We start from the raw sequence: 17,494 nt of genomic DNA on the forward strand, positions 1-17,494 counted from the left end.
GAACCGCGACAGGCCAGGCGCGCCCTGGGCACCAAGCCGTCAACCCGCAACCGCCGCCGTCAGTGCCGCGACGAGTTCCGCCGCCGTGTCGCCCGTGCGTGCCGCGTGCAGGGTCTCCGTGCGGTGGACGACACGCGGCTGGCCGACGGGCACGGCGGTCACACCCGCCATGCCCTCGAGGGCCGGCGTCGGCAGGACGGTGAGCCCGTGCCCCGCGGCGGCCAGGCCGACGAGGGCGCGGACGTCGTCACCCTTGTACCGCAGCGCGGGCCGGAACCCGTCGCCGCCCACGGCCCGCCGCAGTTGGGCGAGCGGGATCCCGGTGTCCGGGGCGTCGATCCACTGCGCGTCGGTCAGGTCGGCGAGCCGCAGGCCGGGGCGCCCGGCGAGAGGGTGCCCGGCCGGGAGCGCGACGGCGAGCGGCTGCTCGGTGACGCGCGCGGAGGTGAGCGGGGTGGCCTCCCCCATGTGGAGGGGGTCGGTGGGGGCGGCCATGCCGTCGACGAGGCCGACGTCCAGCGCGCCGGTGGCGACCTCGCGGGCGACGGACTCGCGGCCGAGCACCCGCACCGTGACGACGAGGCCCGGGTGGGCGCGGCGGACGGCGGCCAGGGCGCCCGGGAGTTCGGCGGCCCCGAGCGGGGTGGCCCCGATCGCGAGGCGGTCGGTCGGCGCGGACGTCAGCCGGGCGATATCGGCCCGCGCGGCGTCGAGCCTCAGCAGCAGCGGGCCGGCGTGCTCCAGCAGGCGTGCGCCGACCGGTGTCGGCGCGACGGGGCGGCGGCCCAACAGCGGTGCGCCGAGGTCGTGTTCGAGGGCGGCGATGTGCTGGGACACCGCCGACTGCGTGTAGCCGAGTTCGCGGGCCGCCGCCGAGAACGAGCCGAGGCGGGCGACGGCCACGAACGTGCGGAGCAGGTGCGGGTCCATGGTCCATCAGTATCACTGATGGACCGGTCACAGATCATCGTTGGCGCTGAACTCGCCGAGGGAGCCACGATGGCGTCATGAACACACCACCCGCCACCGCCCCGCGCCTCGCCGTCGTCGCCGACCGCTCCCCCGGCGTCAGGGCGCACGCCCGCATCCCCGGCCTGCTCGAAGCCCTGGCGACCGACCACGGGCTGGTGCTCGACGCGTACTGGATCCCCACCGAGGACGTCACCTCCAGCACCGCACTCGCAGGCTTCGACGGCGTGTGGCTGCCGCCGGGCAGCCCGTACGCCAGCGAGGCGGGAGCGCTGACCGCCGTCCGCACCGCCCGCGAGCTCGGCATCCCGTTCCTGGGCACCTGCGCGGGATTCCAGCACGCGCTCCTGGAGTTCGCCCGCAACGCCGCCGGGCTCCCCGACGCGGCGCACGCCGAGAACGACCCCTCCGCCGCGGACCCGCTGATCACGCAGCTGGCCTGCTCCCTCGTCGGCCACGAGGGCGCCGTGGTCCTGGCCCCGGGCTCCCGCGCCGCCGCGATCCTCGGCGCCGAACGCACCGTCGAGCGGTACCACTGCAGCTACGGCCCCAACCCGGCCTACCTCGACCAGCTCCGCGCACATGGCATCGAGTTCACCGGAACCGACGAGTCCGGCGACGCCCGCATCGCCGAACTCCCGGACCACCCGTTCTTCATGGCCACCCTGTTCCAACCGGAACTCGCCGACGACGGCACCCGCCCCCACCCGGTCATCCGAGCCTTCGCCGAGGCGGTGGCCGCCCACGCAAGCGTGGGCGTGTAAGGCACCCGGTTTCCACGAGTTCTACGAGCGGGAAGGCGGCACCTCGCACCTGCACAGCCACCTGGACGCCGTCCCGGACATCGGCATTCGTGCGTGCCGACCAAGATCAGCGGAATTTTCGTTCGCGGCGACGAGATCTGCGCGAGAATAGGTACGTAGCCTGCTGAAATGATGCCGCTCGTGACTGCCGGCCCCCGCAAGAGCCTCCGCCGTGTCCTCGAGGACTTCGGTCCCACGCTCCTGGATCTGGTGCACGGCGACGCCCAGTCGGACCGGGCCGTCGGCGGGGTGGTCATCCATGACCCACGGGACGAGCCCGCCTACCCGCAGCACGCGATCGTGCTCGGGATCGCGCTGTACGACGCCGACGGGATCGCCGGGCTGCTGCGCGATCTGGGGGCGCACGATGCGGCGGCCCTGGTCGTGCGCGCGCCGGTCGAGGACACCCCGGGCATTGCGGCGGCCGCGCGGGAGTCCGGGGTGGCGCTGCTGGCGCTCACGCCGGGGGCGGCGTGGTCGCAGTTGGCCGCGATGCTGCGCACGCTGATCACCGAGGGGGACGTCGGCGACGCCGGGAGCGAGACGCTCGGCGGCGTCCCCTCCGGTGACCTGTTCGCGCTGGCCAACGCGGTGGCGACGCTGTTGGACGCGCCGATCACGATCGAGGACCGCCAGTCGCGGATCCTGGCGTTCTCCGGCCGGCAGGACGAGGCCGACTACTCGCGGGTCGCGACGATCCTCGCGCGCAAGGTCCCGGAGGGGTATCTGCGGATCTACGACGACCGCGGGGTCTTCGGCGAGCTCTACCGCAGCGACCGCCCCGTCATGGTCAGCCCGGCCACCGTGGAGGAGGGGGAGACGGCACTGCCGCGCGCGGCCATCGCGGTCCGGGCCGGCGGCGAGATCCTCGGGTCGATGTGGGCCGCGGTGAAGGAGCCGCTCAGCCCGGCGCGCGAAGAGGCGTTCCGGGAGGCCGCCCAGTTGGTGGCGCTGCACATGCTGCGGGTGCGGGCCGGCGCCGACGCCGAGAACCGGCTGCGGGCGGACCTGGTGACCACGGTGCTCGAGGGCGGCCGGGGCGCGGGGGACGCGCTGGACCGGCTCGGCCTGGTGCACGAGCCGACGGTGGTGATCGCCCTGGGCCTCGCCCCCGGCGGTGCCGCCGACCACGCGTTCGTCGCCGCGGAACGGGAACGGCTGGCGGGCGCGTTGGCGATCCACCTCAATGCGGTGCAGCCGCGCTCCGCGGTGGCGCTGCTGGGCGAGGTCGCGTACGCGATCGTCCCGGTGCCGGACGGGCCGGCGGCGGGCCGCGAGCGTGCCCGGCAGATCGCGTCGAGCTTCCTGGAACGGACCGGCAGCCGGGTCCCGGCGGTGATCGGGATCGGGTCGACCGCGACCGAGCCCGGCGCGCTGGGGCGTTCCCGGGCGAACGCGGACCGTGCGCTGCGGGTCCTGTTCAGCGGGCAGGTCGCCAAGCGCGTCGCGGTGATCGCCGATGTGCAGATCGAGGCGCTGCTGCTGGAGATGCGCGACCTCGCGGCCGCGAACGGCGACGAACTGCTGGGTTCCATCGCACGGTTGGTGGCGTACGACGCCAAGCACCAGTCGAGTCTCGTCGAGACGCTGCGGGCGTGGCTGGACGCGTTCGGCGACATCGTGGCGGCGTCCTCGAGTCTGTTCGTGCACCCCAACACCTTCCGGTACCGCATCCGCAGGGTGGCCGAGGTGAGCGGCATCGACCTGCAGGACCCCGCGGAGCGGTTCGCCGCCATGGTGCAGCTGCGGCTCATGCGGCCGGCGCCGCACTCCGCGGACGGATCCCGGGCCGCCGGGCGCCCCGAGTAGGTCCACGGAGCGGGCCCGCGGTCGTGGGCGGCGCCGGGCGAGTGCCGGACAGACCGCGCGCGGGCAGGCCGAAGGGGGCCGCCCCGCCCTTCGGCTCGGGGCGGCCCCCTTCGGTACGGCTCAGAGTTCGATCCACTCCGTGGACGTGGTCACGTCGTCGAGGATGTCGGCGACCGGTTCGACGCCCAGGCCCGGGCCCGCGGGGACGGCCAGGTGGCCGTCGGCGAGCTCGAACGGCGCGGTGACGTCGGTGGCGAAGTAGCGCCGCGAGCCGGACGTGTCACCCGGGAGCGTGAAGCCGGGAAGCGCGGCGAGGGCCACGTTGGCGGCCCGGCCGAGGCCGGTCTCCAGCATGCCGCCGCACCACACCGGGACACCGTGGGCGACGCACACGTCGTGGATGGCCTTCGCCTCCAGGTACCCGCCGACGCGTCCCGGCTTGATGTTGATGATCGACGCCGCCCCGAGGGTGATCGCGGCGGCGGCGTCCTCGGCCGACTCGATCGACTCGTCCAGGCACACCGGGGTCTTCAGCAGCTTCGCGAGGGCGGCGTGCTGGACCATGTCGTCGTCGGCGAGCGGCTGTTCGATCAGCAGCAGGTCGAACGCGTCGAGTTTGGCGAGCTGCCGCGCGTCGGCCAGCGTGTAGGCGGCGTTCGCGTCGACCTGCAGGAGCAGGTCGTCGCCGAACCGCTCGCGCACCGCGCGGACCGGCGCCACGTCCCAGCCCGGTTCGATCTTCAGCTTGATGCGGACGTAGCCCTCGTCGAGGAACCCGCCGACCGTGTCGAGGAGTTCGGGGATCGAGTCCATGATTCCGACCGAGACCCCGCACGGGACCCGGTCGCGCGCTGCGCCCAGGTAGCCGCCGAACGACTCGCCGGCGGTGCGGAGCTGGGCGTCCAGGACGGCGGTCTCCAGCGCGGCCTTGGCCATCTTGTGGCCCTTGAACGGGGCGAACGCCCGCTTGACGGCGTGCGCGTCGGCCCGGCCGGCCGGAAGTGCCGGGATCAGGAAGCGGCGCAGCACGTCCGCCGCGCCGTCGACGTACTCGGAGCAGTAGCGGGGCTCGGACATGGCCACGCACTCGCCCCACCCCTCCGCCTCGGGGGTGACGACGCGCACGAGCAGCACGTCGCGTGTGGTCTCGACGCCGAAGGAGGTGCGGAACGGGGCCCGCAGGGGCATGGCGATCCGCCGCAGTTCGATGCCTGTGATCTTCATGGTGCCGGACTCCTGGAGAGGGTCGTGGGTCGGTGTCGGGTCATGCGGAAGAGCGGGTGACGATGTACCCGGCCCGCCGGTCGAAGCCGGTGACCGCGGCGCCGTCCGCCATGAGGCCGCCGAGCACGTCGCGCAGCGCCGCGCGCCAGCTCCGTGCGGCCGCCGGGTCGGTCCGGCGGAGCGATTCGATGTCCGGGGGCAGGCCCACGAGCAGCGTCGCGGCGTCCGTGCGCCCGGTCACGGGTCGGCCGTCGCGGTCGTACAGTGCGATCGCCGCGCCGTCCGGGACCCGCGCGGGCAGCGGCGCGAGGGCGGCCGCCGCGACGGCTTCCGGCGATGCCAGCTCCCACGAGACCAGGACGCGGTCGGTCTCGTCGCCGCCGTTGATGGCGTCGTGCATGTGCCCGTAGAAGCGGGGCAGGTACTCGGCCGGGCGGGCGCCGAGCTTGGCCAGGTTGAAGTGGGCGTTGCGGCGGATGAGCGGGTCGAACGTCCAGGTGACGCGTGTGAGTCCGCGTTCCAGGGCCCAGTCTCGCTGGTGCTGCTTGAGCGCGAACCCCGCCGCGTAGCCGGGCAGTGCGCCCGTGACGTGCGAGTGCATGGCCTGGCCGACCGGGGCGGCGAAGAACCCCACCGTCGCGCCGACCAGCCGGTCCCCGGAGTACGCGCCGGCGACGTAGTTGCCGGCGTGGGACAGCGCCCGCATCTGCTCCGCCGTGATCGGCGCGCTGCCGGGCTCGGAGCGCCAGATCGTGTGGAAGAGCGCGTAGACGGCTTCGAGGTCGTCGAGCGCGTGCAGCTCGCGGACCGTCAGGTCGCTCATCGGGTCACCGCCTGGGTCAGGGCCGCGAGCAGCCGCGAGCGCGGCACCATCTCCGCGACCAGTACGTGTTCGTGGTCGGCGTGCGCGCCGCCGCCGACCGCGCCCAGGCCGTCGAGGGTCGGGCATCCGACACCGGCGGTGAAGTTCCCGTCGGACGCGCCGCCGACGGCCGCCGACTGCGGCGGCGCAAGGCCCTCCGCGGCGGCGACGACGCCGGCCAGGTCGAACAGGGCACGGGAGGAGGCCTCTTCGAGCGGCGGGCGGTTCGGGCCGCCGACGACGTCGACCGTGGCGCCGGGCACCGTCGTGGCCAGGCCGCGGATGATCCGGTCCACGTGGTCCTGTGCCTTGAGGGTGGGGACACGCACGTCCACGGTGACCGTGGCCCGCGCGGGGACCGTGTTGGTCGCGGAACCGGCCTGCACCACCGTGGGTACTACGGTCGTCCGCCAGTCGGCGGGCGCACCGTCGTTGACCTCCGCCGCGACGCGGTCGAGGGCCAGGACCAGGTGCGCCGCCTCGACGGCCGCGTTGACGCCCTTCTCGGGCTCCAGGCCCGAGTGCGCGGCGCGTCCGTGGACGACCAGCTCGTAGAGCGAGGTCCCCTTGCGGCCCGTCTTCAGCGCACCGCCGTCGGCGGTCGCTTCGAGGACGAACGTGGCCGCGCAGGCGCGTGCCGCCTCCTCGACCAGCGCCCGCGACGTCGTCGACCCGACCTCCTCGTCGCCGGTGACCACCACGCAGACGCCGTCCAGCGACGGCAGGGCGGCCAGGGCGTGGAACATCTGCACCAGGCCCGCCTTCATGTCGAAGACCCCGGGGCCGCGCGCGACGCCGCCGTCGACCGACCACGGGTGGGTGGCCAGCGAGCCCGTCGGCCACACCGTGTCGTGGTGGCCGAGCAGCAGGACGCGGGGCGTGCCGAACATCCAGCGCAGATGGGTGACACCGTCGATCACGATCCGCTCGGGACGCCCGCCCAGGTGCCGCAGGCCCTGCGCGGCGACGACGTCGGCGCTGCGGGCGACCGCGTCCAGGTCGGCGGAGTACGACTCGCAGACCACGAGTTCCTCGAGGTCCGCCAGCATCGTGTCCACCTCGAAGACGGCTCCGGCGCTCATCGGGACCACCCCCGGTTCTCGCGGAACAGCCGCAGCACCTTCCCGCCCAGGACCGCCGTGATGTCCTCCTCGGGCATGCCGCACGTGAGCATGGCCTCGGTGAGGGCGGGCAGTTCGGCGGGGCCGTCGAGACCGGGCAGCGAGGTGTCGAGCGGAATGCCGGTGTGGTCGGCGTCGCAGCACGGCGGTGTTGCGCACTCGATCATGCGAAGGGTACGGCGCAGCGCGCCCTCCGGACGGAACTGGTCGTCGACGAACACGGGCAGCACCTGCACGTCGACCCCGCCCGTGCGCAGCTGCGGAAGCCACCGCTCGCGGAAGAACTCCGCCCAGCGCTCGGGTGGCCGCTCGACGACCGCCATCAACAGGTCGTTGTGCGTGTCCGCGACGACCGCGCGGTCGTGCAGTTCAACGCTCACGTCGATTCCTCCCTATAGGTCTTCCGTCGACGCTATGAGAGGAGGGGGGCGAGGGCTTCGTGCCTGGCTCCAATACCGGGCGCCGATTCCGTGCCCGCGCACCAAGCGCGCCGCGGCGGACTATGCGCTCGAACCCGGGCCGGCGGCGACGTACCGGTGGTCCCGCAGCTGCGCGACCACCGTCTCGACCGGGCTCGCGGTCGAGTCGACCACCGGAAGCAGCCGTGCCGCCCGGCAAGCTGACAAGGGGGATCTCGGTGCATGCCGCGATCACCACCTGCGCGCCCTGTGCGCCGAGCGTCTCGGCGGCCGTCTCGTACAGCTCGGCCGCGCGCGTGCCCCGGGTGGACAGCACGCCGACACGCGACACGTCGGGCGTCCCGCAGCGCGGCGCCGATCATGTCGAGGACGGAGAGGTGACTCGATTCAGCTTCGCGTTGTCATCCTCTGCTCGCGGGGTCGGTGGGGGCGGGCAGGGAGTACCGGAGGGTCCCGTCGGCGGCGTGTTCGAGGAGTCCTGCGCTGGGTGTGGGGAAGTGCGTGCCGATGACGAGCGTGCCGGTGTCGGCGTACCGCGCGACGAACTTCCTTCGGGTCTCCGCGGCTTGGTCGGCATCGGTGTCGGCGAGGCTGGCCACGTCCGGCTGGACGAACTGCACCGGGTGGTGGACGAGGTCGCCGGTGATCACCGCCCGCTCCCCCGCGGACTCGACGACCACCGCGACCTGCCCCGGGGTGTGTCCGGGAGCCGGCTCGAGGCGAACGCCGTCGCACACCTGGTGGTCGGCGTCGACGAAGTCGACCAGTCCCGCGTCGACCAGCGGATAGACGGTGTCGCTCAGGGTCCCGGGCTCCGTCGCGGTCCAGTACTCCCACTCGGTGCGGGTGATCAGGTGGCGTGCGTTGGGGAACGTCGGGGTCCACGCGCCGTCCACCAGACGGGTGTTCCACCCGACGTGGTCGAAGTGGAGGTGCGTGCACACCACGGTGTCGATCGTCTCCGCCGGCCAGCCGAGCGCGGCGAGGTCGTCGAGCCAGGTGGTGTCGAGCATCTGGAGCATGGGCACCGAGGCCCGGCCGTTGCCCACGCAGGTGTCGACCAGGATCCGGGCGGCACCGGTGTCGATCAGGAGCGCGTGGACGGACAGCAGGTACGTACCGTCCTCGCGGCTGTAGTCGGGGCCGGGCCACTCGTGGCCCTTGAGGAGCCCCGCGTCCTCAGTACGCAGGGCGCCCGCGGCAGGAACGGGCAACTCCGTTTCAAGAACCTTGTGGACAACCGTTGTTCCGATGCGCCACGACGTCATACGACCTCCTCCGAGAGACCGGACAGTTGACGCATCAGTATTGACGATCGTCGCCAACGGGCGCCGGAAATACGCCGACGAAGGGCCGAACGCGCCGCGCGGCGGGACCGCCCGCCCGGGCCTGGTTAGCCTCGGCGTATGACGACCTCGCTCTGGGCCCCCGACTCCCCTGGTGTGCTGCGACTGCCCTCGGGGCGCCTCGTGCGCGGGCGCGGGCTGCGGCGCCCGTTGGCGGACGACGGGCCCGCGCCCACGTTCGGGCTGTACCTGCTCGGCCACGAGCCGCCGGAGGTCGCGTGGGCCTCCCGGTGGCTGCGCTGGCCGGATTTCCGACTGCCTTCCGATCGAACGGACGCCGCCGATGCGCTGCGCGACGCGTGGTCCCGCGCCGCCGCCGAACGTGTCGAGGTGGCGTGCGGCGGCGGGCGCGGGCGCACGGGAACGGCCTTGGCGTGCCTGGCGGTTCTCGACGGCGTACCGAACGACGAGGCGGTCGCCTACGTGCGGACCCACTACGCGAAGGGCGCGGTCGAGACGCCGTGGCAGCGGAGGTACGTGCAGCGGTTCGGCTAGGACGACGCCGTCCAACTCGTGTCGCGCACCCCGTGCCGCGGTCGCACGTCAACGGTCCGAGCGGTGACACGCACCTGAGCGCACCCCGCCCACGCGCGCTACGGCTTGGCGTCCGCCACCACGTTGTCGCCCCCCGCACCGCCCGGGCCCGGGACGGCGCCCGCCGGAAGCTCGCCGCCGTCCGCACCCTCGCCGGCCTCGACCGCGGCCGCCTCCTGCTGGGCCTTCCGCAGCCGCTCGGCCATCGCGTCGGTGCGGGCGCGCAGGGCGCGGACGCGCTCGGCGTCGTCCTGGGTGATCGGGGCCGCCGCCGTCACCTGAACGCCCTTGGCCCGCGCGGTCGCCAGCAGGCTCGCGGAGACGGCGGGCTGCTGGGCGAGCAGCGCGGTCGCGAACAGGCTCGCGCGCAGCGTCTTCTGACGCCCCAGCAGGCCCTTGTACGTGATCTCGCACGGCACCTCGATCAGGTCGAGCCGGTCCTCGGCCGCCTGTTCGAGGGACGCCAGCGCCACCGTCGCGACCGCTTCGACGACCTTGGTGACCGCCCACTTGCGGCCCGGCACCGGCGGCAGGACCTCGCGGACGCGGTCGACCTCACCGTCCAGCGCGTCGGTCGTCATGGCCGCGAACGCGTCGTGCACCCGCAGGCCGAGGACCTTCTCCCACGGCACGAACTCGCCGTCGAAACCGATCCCGTCCGGCCCGAACTTCACGGCGCCCAGCGAGTCCAGCGGACGCAGGAGCCGAGCCGTCGCGGACGGAATCCGCGGGTGCAGGCACACGAGGACGCCGACCGAGTATTCCCAGGTCGCGACGGCGGGCGAGGCCGGCACCGGCAGCGCACCGAGCGCGTTGCGCGCCCAGTCCCCGGACACGACACTCGCCCGACCCGCGCCGACCCGACGGCTGACCGCGTCCCGCCCGCCAGCCGCCGCCGACCCGATCGCGCCGCCGATTCCCCGTATCCGGTCCCTCATGCCCAGCCTTTCGCCTTCGTCGTGACACGGCGGCCGGGCGCACTCAAGTACCGATACCGGCCACCGCCAACCCGCGACTCTACTGGGCACAAAGTCGCACCGCTGACCTACGGAACCAGGGCATGTCCCAGGACTGACCAGGTGAGACCCGGTCGGCCCTCACCCCCGCTCCGGGCGACGCTCGGCCAGCCCGCAACCCGCCGGCAACCGTCGAGTTGCAAAGCGTCGGGAAGGATCGTTTGACTCTCCCCCGGGTGGAGACCCGAGGGTGGGGGCATGGACGGCAGCAGGCTGTACTCGATCGGTGAACTCGCGCAACGCACGGGTCTGACCGTCAAGACGATCCGGTTCTACTCCGACCGCGGCGTCGTGACCCCGGCCGGGCGCACCGCCGCCGGATACCGGTGCTACGGCGCGGACGCCGTGGCCCGGCTCGCCCTCGTGCGCACCCTGCGCGAACTCGGGCTCGGGCTCGACGACATCCGGCGCGTCGCCGACCGCGAGCTCACGCTCGGCGAGGTCGCCGCCGAGCACGCGGCCGCCCTGGACGTGCAGATGCGCGTCCTGCGTCTGCGGAAGGCGGTGCTGACCGCCGCCGCCCGACGCGAACCCACCTTCGAGGAGATGGAGCGCATGCACCGACTCGCCATGTTGTCCGAGGCCGAACGGCGGCGGCTGACCGAGGCGTTCCTCGCCGACGTCTTCGACGGCCACCGCGACGATCCCCGCCACGCCGCTCCGCAGCGGTCGATGACGCCCGAACTCCCCGACGACCCCACGCCCGAACAGGTCGAGGCCTGGGTCGAGCTCGCGGAACTGTCCCTCGACCCGGGCTTCCGCGCCGCCCTGCGCAGCCTGGTCGACGACCACACCGCACACCACCCGGCGGACGGCTCCACGCCACCACGCCCCGACCCCGTCGCGATGGTCCGCGACACCGTCGCCGCGGCCGTGGCGTCCGGCATGAGTCCCGACGCGCCCGAGGCCGATCCGGTGGTCGCCGCGTTCACCGCCCGGTGCGCGGCCACCACCCACCGCCCCGACGACGCCGACCTGCGCACCTGGCTGCTGGAGCGCCTCGAGCCCGCGAGCGATCCCCGCAAAGACCGCTATTGCACGCTGCTCGCCACGGTCAACGGCTGGCCGCCGCCGGAGCCCCTCGCGCCGGCGATCGTCTGGACCGTACGCGCGCTGAAGGCCCGAACGCCGGTGACGGGTCCACCTCGCCGGACTGACCGACGCCCCGCGCCCGAAGACCCCCGGCTCGCTTGAGGGCCTGCGACCGCCGCCAACCTCTCAACCGGTTGTTCCTTCACCGGAACCCCGCCGAGCCCCTTTCGTGACCGCCGCACGGCGCCGAACAGTCATCATCCGTAAATGAGTTCACGGGGGGAGCGGATTCTCAGGACCGTGGTGAACACGGTCGGCTTTCTTGTCGCGTTCGGGATGCTGGCTGCGTTCGCGGCCGCGGTCTACGTCAGCCACGTCCTGTCGGAGGCGGCGAAGGACCCGGAACCGCCGGATGTCGACCGCGTCGCCGCACAGCCGCAGGTGCGGCAGGCGCAGGCGGACGCCGCTCGCGCGATCGAAGCGGCGTACACGTCGTTCGAACAAGCCCTCGACGCACAGCCGGGCGGCGGCGCGCAGGCGGTGTGGGACGTGTGCGGAAGTGACCTCCAGTACGGCGGGTTCTTCTCAGGAGGCTCGTGGTCGCAAGTCGCCTGCGAGCGGACGGTCACGCGGGCTTACGTCGTCCCGTCCGGCAGGTCCGAGGCGGCGGCCCGCGTGAGTCTCACGCTCGACGGCCACGGGTGGAGCATCGACGCCGCGAGTCGGGCCAAGGTGGCTACTCCTCCGCCTCCGAACCCGTCCGCGAGCCCGGACGCCGGCGTGCCGACGAGCCCGCCTCCGTCCGCACGTCCCCCGTTCTGCGGTCGGGTTCCGTCGTCGACTCCGACCACGGCGGGCGGGACGGTCGACGCCGAGAACCCGTGCAAGATCACCGGAACGAACCTCGCCGGGCCGGAGTTGCAGGCCGACTTCTGGGAACACGACCGAACCGTGCACCGGCCCACGGCGCCCATCCAGTCGTCGAGAACGTCGAGAACGTCGACGACGAGCATCACCGAAGCCCTCCGCACGCCGAACAGCACGACCACGGACCGGCCGGAAGGCACCACGCTCGTGATCGTGTCGATCCGCGTCGCGTACTTCCATCAGCAGTAGCGGCACATCCCACAGTCCGAACGCCCGACTGCGTCCAAGGACTTCGTCGCCGCTGCCACGGGGCCCTGACCACGCACCGCTCGGCGGTGAAGGCGAGGTCGGCGCGCAGGCAACCGGCACGGGTGCCGCCGTTCGGGGGACACTGTGGCGAAGAAATGAAAATGATCCGAAATCAGGCTGGGATCGATATTTCTCCGTTTTGAGTAACTTGACCCCTCGGGAGCCGTTAGCGTCTTCGCGGGAACAGGTCCCGCCTTCTGTCGCCGAAGGGGCTGGGGTTCCCGTGCAGCACATCTCAAGGAAGAGCCTGTTGGTCGCTGTCGCCGCGTCTGGCGCGCTTGCCGCCGCGGTCGGGGGCGTCGCGCATGCCGAGAGCGGTGCCAACGGGGCCGCCGCGGATTCACCCGGCGTGGGCAGCGGGAACACCGTGGGCGTCCCGGTCGACGTTCCCGTGAACGTGTGCGGCAACGGCCTTCACGTGGTGGGCCTGCTGAGCCCCGTCTTCGGAAACACCTGCGCCAACGCGGCTCCGGCCGAGACCGCGCCGGAGATCCCCCTCCCGCCTTCGGAGACGCCGCACCCGCGCACGATGCCGACGCCTCCCCCGCCGCAGAACCCCGTCACGCCTCCCCCGGTCCAGCGCGAGGCACCGGTCGCGGCCCCCGCGCCGCGGCCTGTCCGTCTCGCGGAGACCGGTGCCGGCACCGAAACCGCCGCGCTGGCCGGGGCCGGCATCGCGTTCCTTCTCGCCGGCACGATCCTCTACCGCCGCGCCACTCCGCTGCCTGCCTGACGGTTGACGTCGCCGGGAACCGTCGTGGGGTCCCCCTAGGCCCCCGCGAGGGCCTGCCTCGACGAGGTCGAAGTCGGCTTCGACCTCGTCGAGACAGAAGGGAGCGGAGCCCGGGACGGAGCCGACGGTGGGAGCGCGCTGCAACGGCGCCGGGTCGAGCCGTACCGCCGGGTCGCCTCGGACCGGCGCTGGTACCTGCTCGCCTATGACCTCGACCGATCGCCCCGCGAGCCCCGGCGCCACCGGCTGAAGAGGGAGCGGCGCTGCGGCCGGTCCGGCTCAGGCTGCGCCTGCACGCGTCCCGACGTATGTTCCGGCTCGCCGTCCTCCGCGTCCCGGCAGCGGCGGGCCAGGTCGCGCAGGGCCGGCGGCATGCTCGGGGTCGCGAGGACCAGGTCCGCCAGCGAGGACAGCACCGAGACCTCGCGGGTCTGCGTCGCCTTCACCGCGTCGAGGAACCGGTTCCCGACCAGTTCCGCCACGTCGTCGCGAACGTCCGGCACCAGCCACGCCGTCGCCACCAGCGCGAACAGCGCCGCGTCACTCACCCAGTCCTCGGGTCCGAACGCGAGGTCCACCAGGACCTCGCGCCGCACCGATCCCTCCCACGGCTCGTCGGCCTTGTGGTGCGCGATGCCGAGGCACGCCCACACCTGGACGATCCGCAGCCACAACGCCGCGTGTTCGCGTCCGAGCGGGAGCCCGTCCGCGGTGGCCTCAGGCACCGCGGGCGGGTGGACGAGTGCACCCAGCAGGTCGCCCAACGGGCACCCCGCGAGCAGCACCGCCTGGTCGTACGCGGCTGCCGGATGTGTCCACGCCGGCCCCGCGACGCCGGCGACCGCGGCCGCGACCTGCGGAGCCGGCGGCCCCGGCACCGGCCGCGCCTGTGTCTCGCCGGACGGGTAGGACCACACCGCGTACTTCCCCGCCCGCAGCGGCACCCGCATGTCGGGCTCGCGCACGGACTGCACGGTGACACCGAGCCGCGGGTACAGGAGGTGCACCGCACGCACCGCGCTGGGCACCTCCAGGGCGCTCACGTCGAAGCGGATCCCCTCCGCATCGCCCGGAGTGCCCTTCTCCACCAGCACAGGCAGCAGCTTGGTCACGGCCTCGGTGGGCAGGGGTACGTGCCGTAGCCACGTCCCTTCGCAGGCACCGGTGAGCAGGTGGAGCGCGTACGGGTGGTCCGGGTGCGCGCGCAGGTGGTCGGCGAGGGCCACCAGGTGCGCGACGTCGTGGTCGCGCGCCCACCGCACGCCGTGTACCGCCGGGCCCGCCGTGGGGTGCGCGGGGTCGATCGCGAGCCCGCGTTCGATCCACTCCTCCGCCTCGTCGAACCGCCCCATGCGGGCGAGCAGTTCGCCCAGGTCGACGTGCATCTCGACGTCGTCCGGGTGGTCCCGCAGCACCGAGGTCCACAGTTCGACCGTGTCGGCTTCGCGGCCCATCCGACGCCAGACACCGCCGAGCACGGCGGCCGCCGGCTTCGACTGTTCAAGCGTCCACGCGAGGGACGCCCAGTCGACCGCCTCGTCGAACGCCCCCAGCCGGCGCATGAACGCCGCCGACGCCCACAGCAGCACTCCGTGCTCCGGGTGCGCGGCGGTCATAGCGCGCGTGAGCTCGGCGAACGGGCCCATGGCCGAGAGCCGTTCGTCCCCCAGCGTGCGGTCGAGGGTCTGCGCCGCCTGCATGACGTCCACGGCGAACGCGTCGGGGTCCAAGCGGGCCGCGAGCCCGGGGACCAGCCACGGTGCGGACGCACCCCACGGCCGGTCCGGCTCGCTCACGGCGACCTGCAGCAGCCCTGACACGGCGCGGTCGACGTCGCCCGTCGCGGCGTTCAGGTGCGCGAGCGCGGCCGCGCTGCCGGCGAACATGCCGCCGTGCTCGTCGGGTCCGTACAGTCCGGTCCCGCCCGCGGGGTCGAGTGCGGCCAGTTCGCGCAGCAGCTCGTGCGCTTCGGGCAGCGCGGGCTCGTGGAACAACGCGCCGGCCACGTGGGCGGCCGCGTGGGCCACGTCCCCCTCGGCCAGCGCGAGCCGGGCGACGGCCACCTCCCCGAGCGCCTCCTGAACGGGATCCCCCACACCTTCGGCGTGGCCGCACGTGTCCTGCTGCGGATGCGGAAACTGCTGTGCTGCCACGTTGAGTTGAGCCCCCACCCGGGTCCTTGACGACACGCCGACGGCCCGCGGCCCGACGGCGCGGAGGGCCGTCGGCCCGGACCCGGCGCCGATGATCAGCAGAAGGTATCCGAGCCCACGGACAAGGCCCGGTCCGGGGTCACGCGCCCCAGGAGCACGATCACGTGCCCTTCCGCTGGAGCGGCGCTGGCGGGCAGGCGGCGCGCCGAGCGCTTCGAGGAGCCGAGCGGCCAGCCGCGCCGAGGAGGCGGGGTTCTGCCCGGTGTGGAGGTTGCGGTCGACGGTGATGAAGGGCATCAGCGGCAGCCGGGCCTTGACGTAGCGGGCGCCGTTGCCGCGCAACCGGTCCTCGAGCAGCCAGGGGGCCTTGCGGCCGAAGCTGTTGAGCTTCTCCTCCATGTTGGACAGGCCGGTCATCCGGTAGCCGGCGAAAGGCCAGGTCCCGTCCTCGTTGCGCGCGGCGAGCAGGGCGGCGGGAGCACGGCACAGCAGGGCGAGAGGTCGGCCGGACTGCGCCGACCGACCCGCCTGGCGTGCCGCCGACCGGCGGAGGGCCTGCCGCGCTGCCGCGGTCCACGCCCTACCTCACGCGGCCGGCCTACGGCTCGGGATCGAGGGCGCCGTGCCACAGTTCGCGCTCGAAGGAGCGCGGGTCGTTCACCATTCCGGTGGTGTCGGTGTTGTCGGTGCAGAAGCTCATCACGGGTCGTTCCCGCAGGTGGTACTGCTCCCAGTCCTCGAGGTGGCCCTTCTTGGCGAACTCCACCCATCGTGCGTGTATCCGCCGGGCCAGGCCCGCGGGCGGGTCGGCGATCAGCTTGTCCACACCTTCGGCCTCGACGGTGTCCCACACGAACGGGATCTCGCTGACGTGGCAGGCCCCGAGCGCGACTCCGGGCAGGTAGTCGGCCTTGCCGGTGCGCCAGCCGAGCTCGTAGACGTACGTGGTGGACGGCGACGGGACGTTGGCGCGGGCCTCGGCGACGCGGTAGCTCGGGATCCGGAAGAGCCGGTCGGTCATGACCGCCGCGAAGACCTCGGCGGGGAGCTCGCGGGGGTAGGCCTCTTTCCGGGCCTCCACGTACCAGTCGTACAGGGCCTTCGCCTTGGGGACGCCGTACACCGTCAGGCGCTGCTGCCAGTCCTCCGGGCGCGGCGGGAACTCCGGCGCCTCGTTCTGCAGGACGAAATAGCGGTTCTCCTCGACCGTGGTGCCGATCAGCAGCGGCACGCCGCTGCCCGCGCCGCGGTTGGCGATCAGGTCGATCGGCCGACCCCTCAGGGGCGAGGCGTCGACCACGGGCTGGAAGGACATGCCGCACGAGTCGATGGTGGTCTGCCCGAAGCGGACGGCATCGGCGGTGGCCACCACGTCGTTGTGCACCGACTGCTGGGCCGCGATCAGGCTTTCGGGCGAGAACTTGCTCAACGCGGCGAAACTCGGCTCCACCGGGGAACCCTGCTCGGCGCTCAGCTTCTCGGCGAGCTCCTTGGTCAGCAGCAGCGCGTCGGTGGAGGTCTGGGACAGGTGGGCGGTACCGCTCTGCACGATGGCCCGCTCGAACAGCCCGAGTTCGGCCGAGAGCATCGCGAGGATGCTCATCGCGCCGGCGGACTCCCCGAACACGGTGACGGTGGACGGGTCTCCGCCGAAGTGCTGGATGTTGTACCGCACCCATCGCAGGGCCAAGGCCTGGTCGAGCAGGCCGCGGTTGGCGGGGACCGGGGCGTCGGGGATGTAGGCGAACCCCTCGACGCCCAGCCGGTAGTTGACGCTGACGCAGACCACGCCGTCGCGCGCGAACGTGGACCCGTCGTACGCGGTCCCGGCCGAGGACCCACGCAGGAACGCGCCGCCGTGGATCCAGACCATGACGGGCAGACGTTCCGACGGCTGGGTGTCGGGTGTCCAGACGTTGACCGTCAGCCACCCGTCACCGGGCACCGGGGTTCCACCCAGCAGCCGGTCGAACCTGCCGCCGCTGTCGCGCGGAGCGGTCGGGCCGAAGGCCAGTGCGGGCAGCGGCTCGGTCCACGCGTCGGGCTCGACCGGCTCGTTGAACCGGTTGGCGCCGACCGGCGGTGCCGCGTACGGGACTCCGAGGAAGCTGGTGACGCCGTCCGTGGTTCGTCCGGTAACCGGACCGTGCGCGGTCTGGACTTCGACGTTCGAGGGCATCGGATCAAGGCCCTTTCTGTACGCGACGGGTGGGCGCCCTGGTGCTCGGGCTCGCCGGTCCTACCCGCCGGTACACACGCGCCACACCTACCGGATGGGTGGCGTGGACTGGCGAATC

The 17,494-nt window shown here is 73.2% G+C and carries 14 protein-coding genes and 3 pseudogenes; 7 read left to right on the forward strand and 10 right to left on the reverse strand.

Annotation, left to right across the window (positions count from 1 at the left end; all coding sequences use genetic code 11):
* Positions 1-39 precede the first annotated feature (39 nt).
* Positions 40-930: a LysR family transcriptional regulator gene (locus tag QI554_RS33595; protein ID WP_281475572.1), complete on the reverse strand. Its 891-nt coding sequence runs from the start codon at positions 928-930 to the stop codon at positions 40-42.
* A gap of 77 nt (positions 931-1,007) precedes the next feature.
* Here QI554_RS33595 and QI554_RS33600 point away from each other — a divergent pair, with 77 nt between their 5' ends.
* Both QI554_RS33600 and QI554_RS33605 read left to right on the forward strand, forming a co-directional pair.
* A complete protein-coding gene (locus tag QI554_RS33600; protein ID WP_281475573.1) occupies positions 1,008-1,733 on the forward strand; it encodes a CTP synthase C-terminal region-related (seleno)protein in 726 nt (241 codons plus the stop codon).
* Between the two features lie 180 nt (positions 1,734-1,913).
* A complete protein-coding gene (locus QI554_RS33605) occupies positions 1,914-3,581 on the forward strand; it encodes a PucR family transcriptional regulator (protein WP_281475574.1) in 1,668 nt (555 codons plus the stop codon).
* Positions 3,582-3,701: 120 nt separating this feature from the next.
* Here QI554_RS33605 and menC read toward each other — a convergent pair whose 3' ends face one another.
* From menC to QI554_RS33630, 5 genes and pseudogenes are all read right to left on the reverse strand, one after another.
* Positions 3,702-4,805: an o-succinylbenzoate synthase gene (menC, locus tag QI554_RS33610; RefSeq protein WP_281475575.1), complete on the reverse strand. Its 1,104-nt coding sequence runs from the start codon at positions 4,803-4,805 to the stop codon at positions 3,702-3,704.
* Between the two features lie 40 nt (positions 4,806-4,845).
* On the reverse strand, positions 4,846-5,628 hold the full coding sequence (locus QI554_RS33615) for a GNAT family N-acetyltransferase (RefSeq protein WP_281475576.1): 783 nt from the start codon (positions 5,626-5,628) through the stop codon (positions 4,846-4,848).
* Entirely contained in the window at positions 5,625-6,716 is a 1,092-nt protein-coding gene (locus QI554_RS33620) for a M20 family metallopeptidase (RefSeq protein WP_425528103.1), read from the reverse strand. The genes QI554_RS33615 and QI554_RS33620 overlap by 4 nt, the downstream gene beginning before the upstream one ends.
* Before the next feature lie 224 nt (positions 6,717-6,940).
* A pseudogene (locus tag QI554_RS33625) lies at positions 6,941-7,168 on the reverse strand (membrane dipeptidase); the annotation flags it as partial.
* A gap of 440 nt (positions 7,169-7,608) precedes the next feature.
* Positions 7,609-8,421, reverse strand: a complete 813-nt coding sequence (locus tag QI554_RS33630) for an MBL fold metallo-hydrolase (RefSeq protein ID WP_281475580.1) — start codon at positions 8,419-8,421, stop codon at positions 7,609-7,611.
* Positions 8,422-8,613: 192 nt separating this feature from the next.
* Here QI554_RS33630 and QI554_RS33635 point away from each other — a divergent pair, with 192 nt between their 5' ends.
* Positions 8,614-9,048, forward strand: coding sequence for a protein-tyrosine phosphatase family protein (locus QI554_RS33635; RefSeq protein WP_281475582.1), 435 nt, complete (start codon positions 8,614-8,616; stop codon positions 9,046-9,048).
* A 98-nt stretch (positions 9,049-9,146) separates the two neighbouring features.
* On the opposite strand, the gene QI554_RS33640 is transcribed toward QI554_RS33635, so the two are convergent.
* Complete coding sequence (locus QI554_RS33640) at positions 9,147-10,025, reverse strand: hypothetical protein (RefSeq protein WP_281475583.1); 879 nt, start codon at positions 10,023-10,025, stop codon at positions 9,147-9,149.
* 276 nt (positions 10,026-10,301) lie between these two features.
* Between QI554_RS33640 and QI554_RS33645 the strand changes: the two genes are divergently transcribed.
* The 4 genes and pseudogenes from QI554_RS33645 to QI554_RS43450 all read left to right on the forward strand — a co-directional run.
* Positions 10,302-11,297, forward strand: a complete 996-nt coding sequence (locus tag QI554_RS33645; protein WP_281475585.1) for a MerR family transcriptional regulator — start codon at positions 10,302-10,304, stop codon at positions 11,295-11,297.
* Positions 11,298-11,402: 105 nt separating this feature from the next.
* Positions 11,403-12,251, forward strand: a complete 849-nt coding sequence (locus QI554_RS33650) for a hypothetical protein (RefSeq protein ID WP_281475587.1) — start codon at positions 11,403-11,405, stop codon at positions 12,249-12,251.
* Between the two features lie 310 nt (positions 12,252-12,561).
* Entirely contained in the window at positions 12,562-13,044 is a 483-nt protein-coding gene (locus QI554_RS33655; RefSeq protein WP_281475588.1) for a chaplin, read from the forward strand.
* Between the two features lie 144 nt (positions 13,045-13,188).
* Positions 13,189-13,263 (forward strand): annotated as a pseudogene (locus QI554_RS43450) (WYL domain-containing protein); the annotation flags it as partial.
* On the opposite strand, the gene QI554_RS43455 reads toward QI554_RS43450, so the two are convergent.
* From QI554_RS43455 to QI554_RS33665, 3 genes and pseudogenes are all read right to left on the reverse strand, one after another.
* The gene (locus tag QI554_RS43455) at positions 13,248-14,930 is read right to left on the reverse strand and encodes a tetratricopeptide repeat protein (RefSeq protein WP_343230838.1); all 1,683 of its coding nucleotides are present in this window, start codon (positions 14,928-14,930) and stop codon (positions 13,248-13,250) included. The pseudogene QI554_RS43450 and the gene QI554_RS43455 sit on opposite strands and share 16 nt — an antisense overlap.
* 483 nt (positions 14,931-15,413) lie before the next feature.
* Positions 15,414-15,719 (reverse strand): annotated as a pseudogene (locus QI554_RS33660) (type 1 glutamine amidotransferase family protein); the annotation flags it as partial.
* Positions 15,720-15,795: 76 nt separating this feature from the next.
* Positions 15,796-17,376: a carboxylesterase/lipase family protein gene (locus tag QI554_RS33665; RefSeq protein ID WP_281475589.1), complete on the reverse strand. Its 1,581-nt coding sequence runs from the start codon at positions 17,374-17,376 to the stop codon at positions 15,796-15,798.
* Positions 17,377-17,494: the final 118 nt, after the last annotated feature.

It is taken from the genome of Yinghuangia seranimata (genome assembly GCF_029953285.1).
Classification (GTDB): Bacteria; Actinomycetota; Actinomycetes; order Streptomycetales; family Streptomycetaceae; genus Yinghuangia; species Yinghuangia seranimata.

What these genes read in the sequence shown, in the direction of transcription:
- menC (WP_281475575.1), bottom strand. Translation starts at nt 4,805, where the DNA reads ATGAAGATCACAGGCATCGAACTGCGGCGGATCGCCATGCCCCTGCGG.
- QI554_RS33645 (WP_281475585.1), top strand. Translation starts at nt 10,302, where the DNA reads ATGGACGGCAGCAGGCTGTACTCGATCGGTGAACTCGCGCAACGCACG.
- QI554_RS33600 (WP_281475573.1), top strand. Translation starts at nt 1,008, where the DNA reads ATGAACACACCACCCGCCACCGCCCCGCGCCTCGCCGTCGTCGCCGAC.
- QI554_RS33620 (WP_425528103.1), bottom strand. Translation starts at nt 6,716, where the DNA reads ATGCTGGCGGACCTCGAGGAACTCGTGGTCTGCGAGTCGTACTCCGCC.
- QI554_RS33635 (WP_281475582.1), top strand. Translation starts at nt 8,614, where the DNA reads ATGACGACCTCGCTCTGGGCCCCCGACTCCCCTGGTGTGCTGCGACTG.
- QI554_RS43455 (WP_343230838.1), bottom strand. Translation starts at nt 14,930, where the DNA reads ATGTTCGCCGGCAGCGCGGCCGCGCTCGCGCACCTGAACGCCGCGACG.
- QI554_RS33615 (WP_281475576.1), bottom strand. Translation starts at nt 5,628, where the DNA reads ATGAGCGACCTGACGGTCCGCGAGCTGCACGCGCTCGACGACCTCGAA.
- QI554_RS33665 (WP_281475589.1), bottom strand. Translation starts at nt 17,376, where the DNA reads ATGCCCTCGAACGTCGAAGTCCAGACCGCGCACGGTCCGGTTACCGGA.
- QI554_RS33650 (WP_281475587.1), top strand. Translation starts at nt 11,403, where the DNA reads ATGAGTTCACGGGGGGAGCGGATTCTCAGGACCGTGGTGAACACGGTC.
- QI554_RS33595 (WP_281475572.1), bottom strand. Translation starts at nt 930, where the DNA reads ATGGACCCGCACCTGCTCCGCACGTTCGTGGCCGTCGCCCGCCTCGGC.
- QI554_RS33640 (WP_281475583.1), bottom strand. Translation starts at nt 10,025, where the DNA reads ATGAGGGACCGGATACGGGGAATCGGCGGCGCGATCGGGTCGGCGGCG.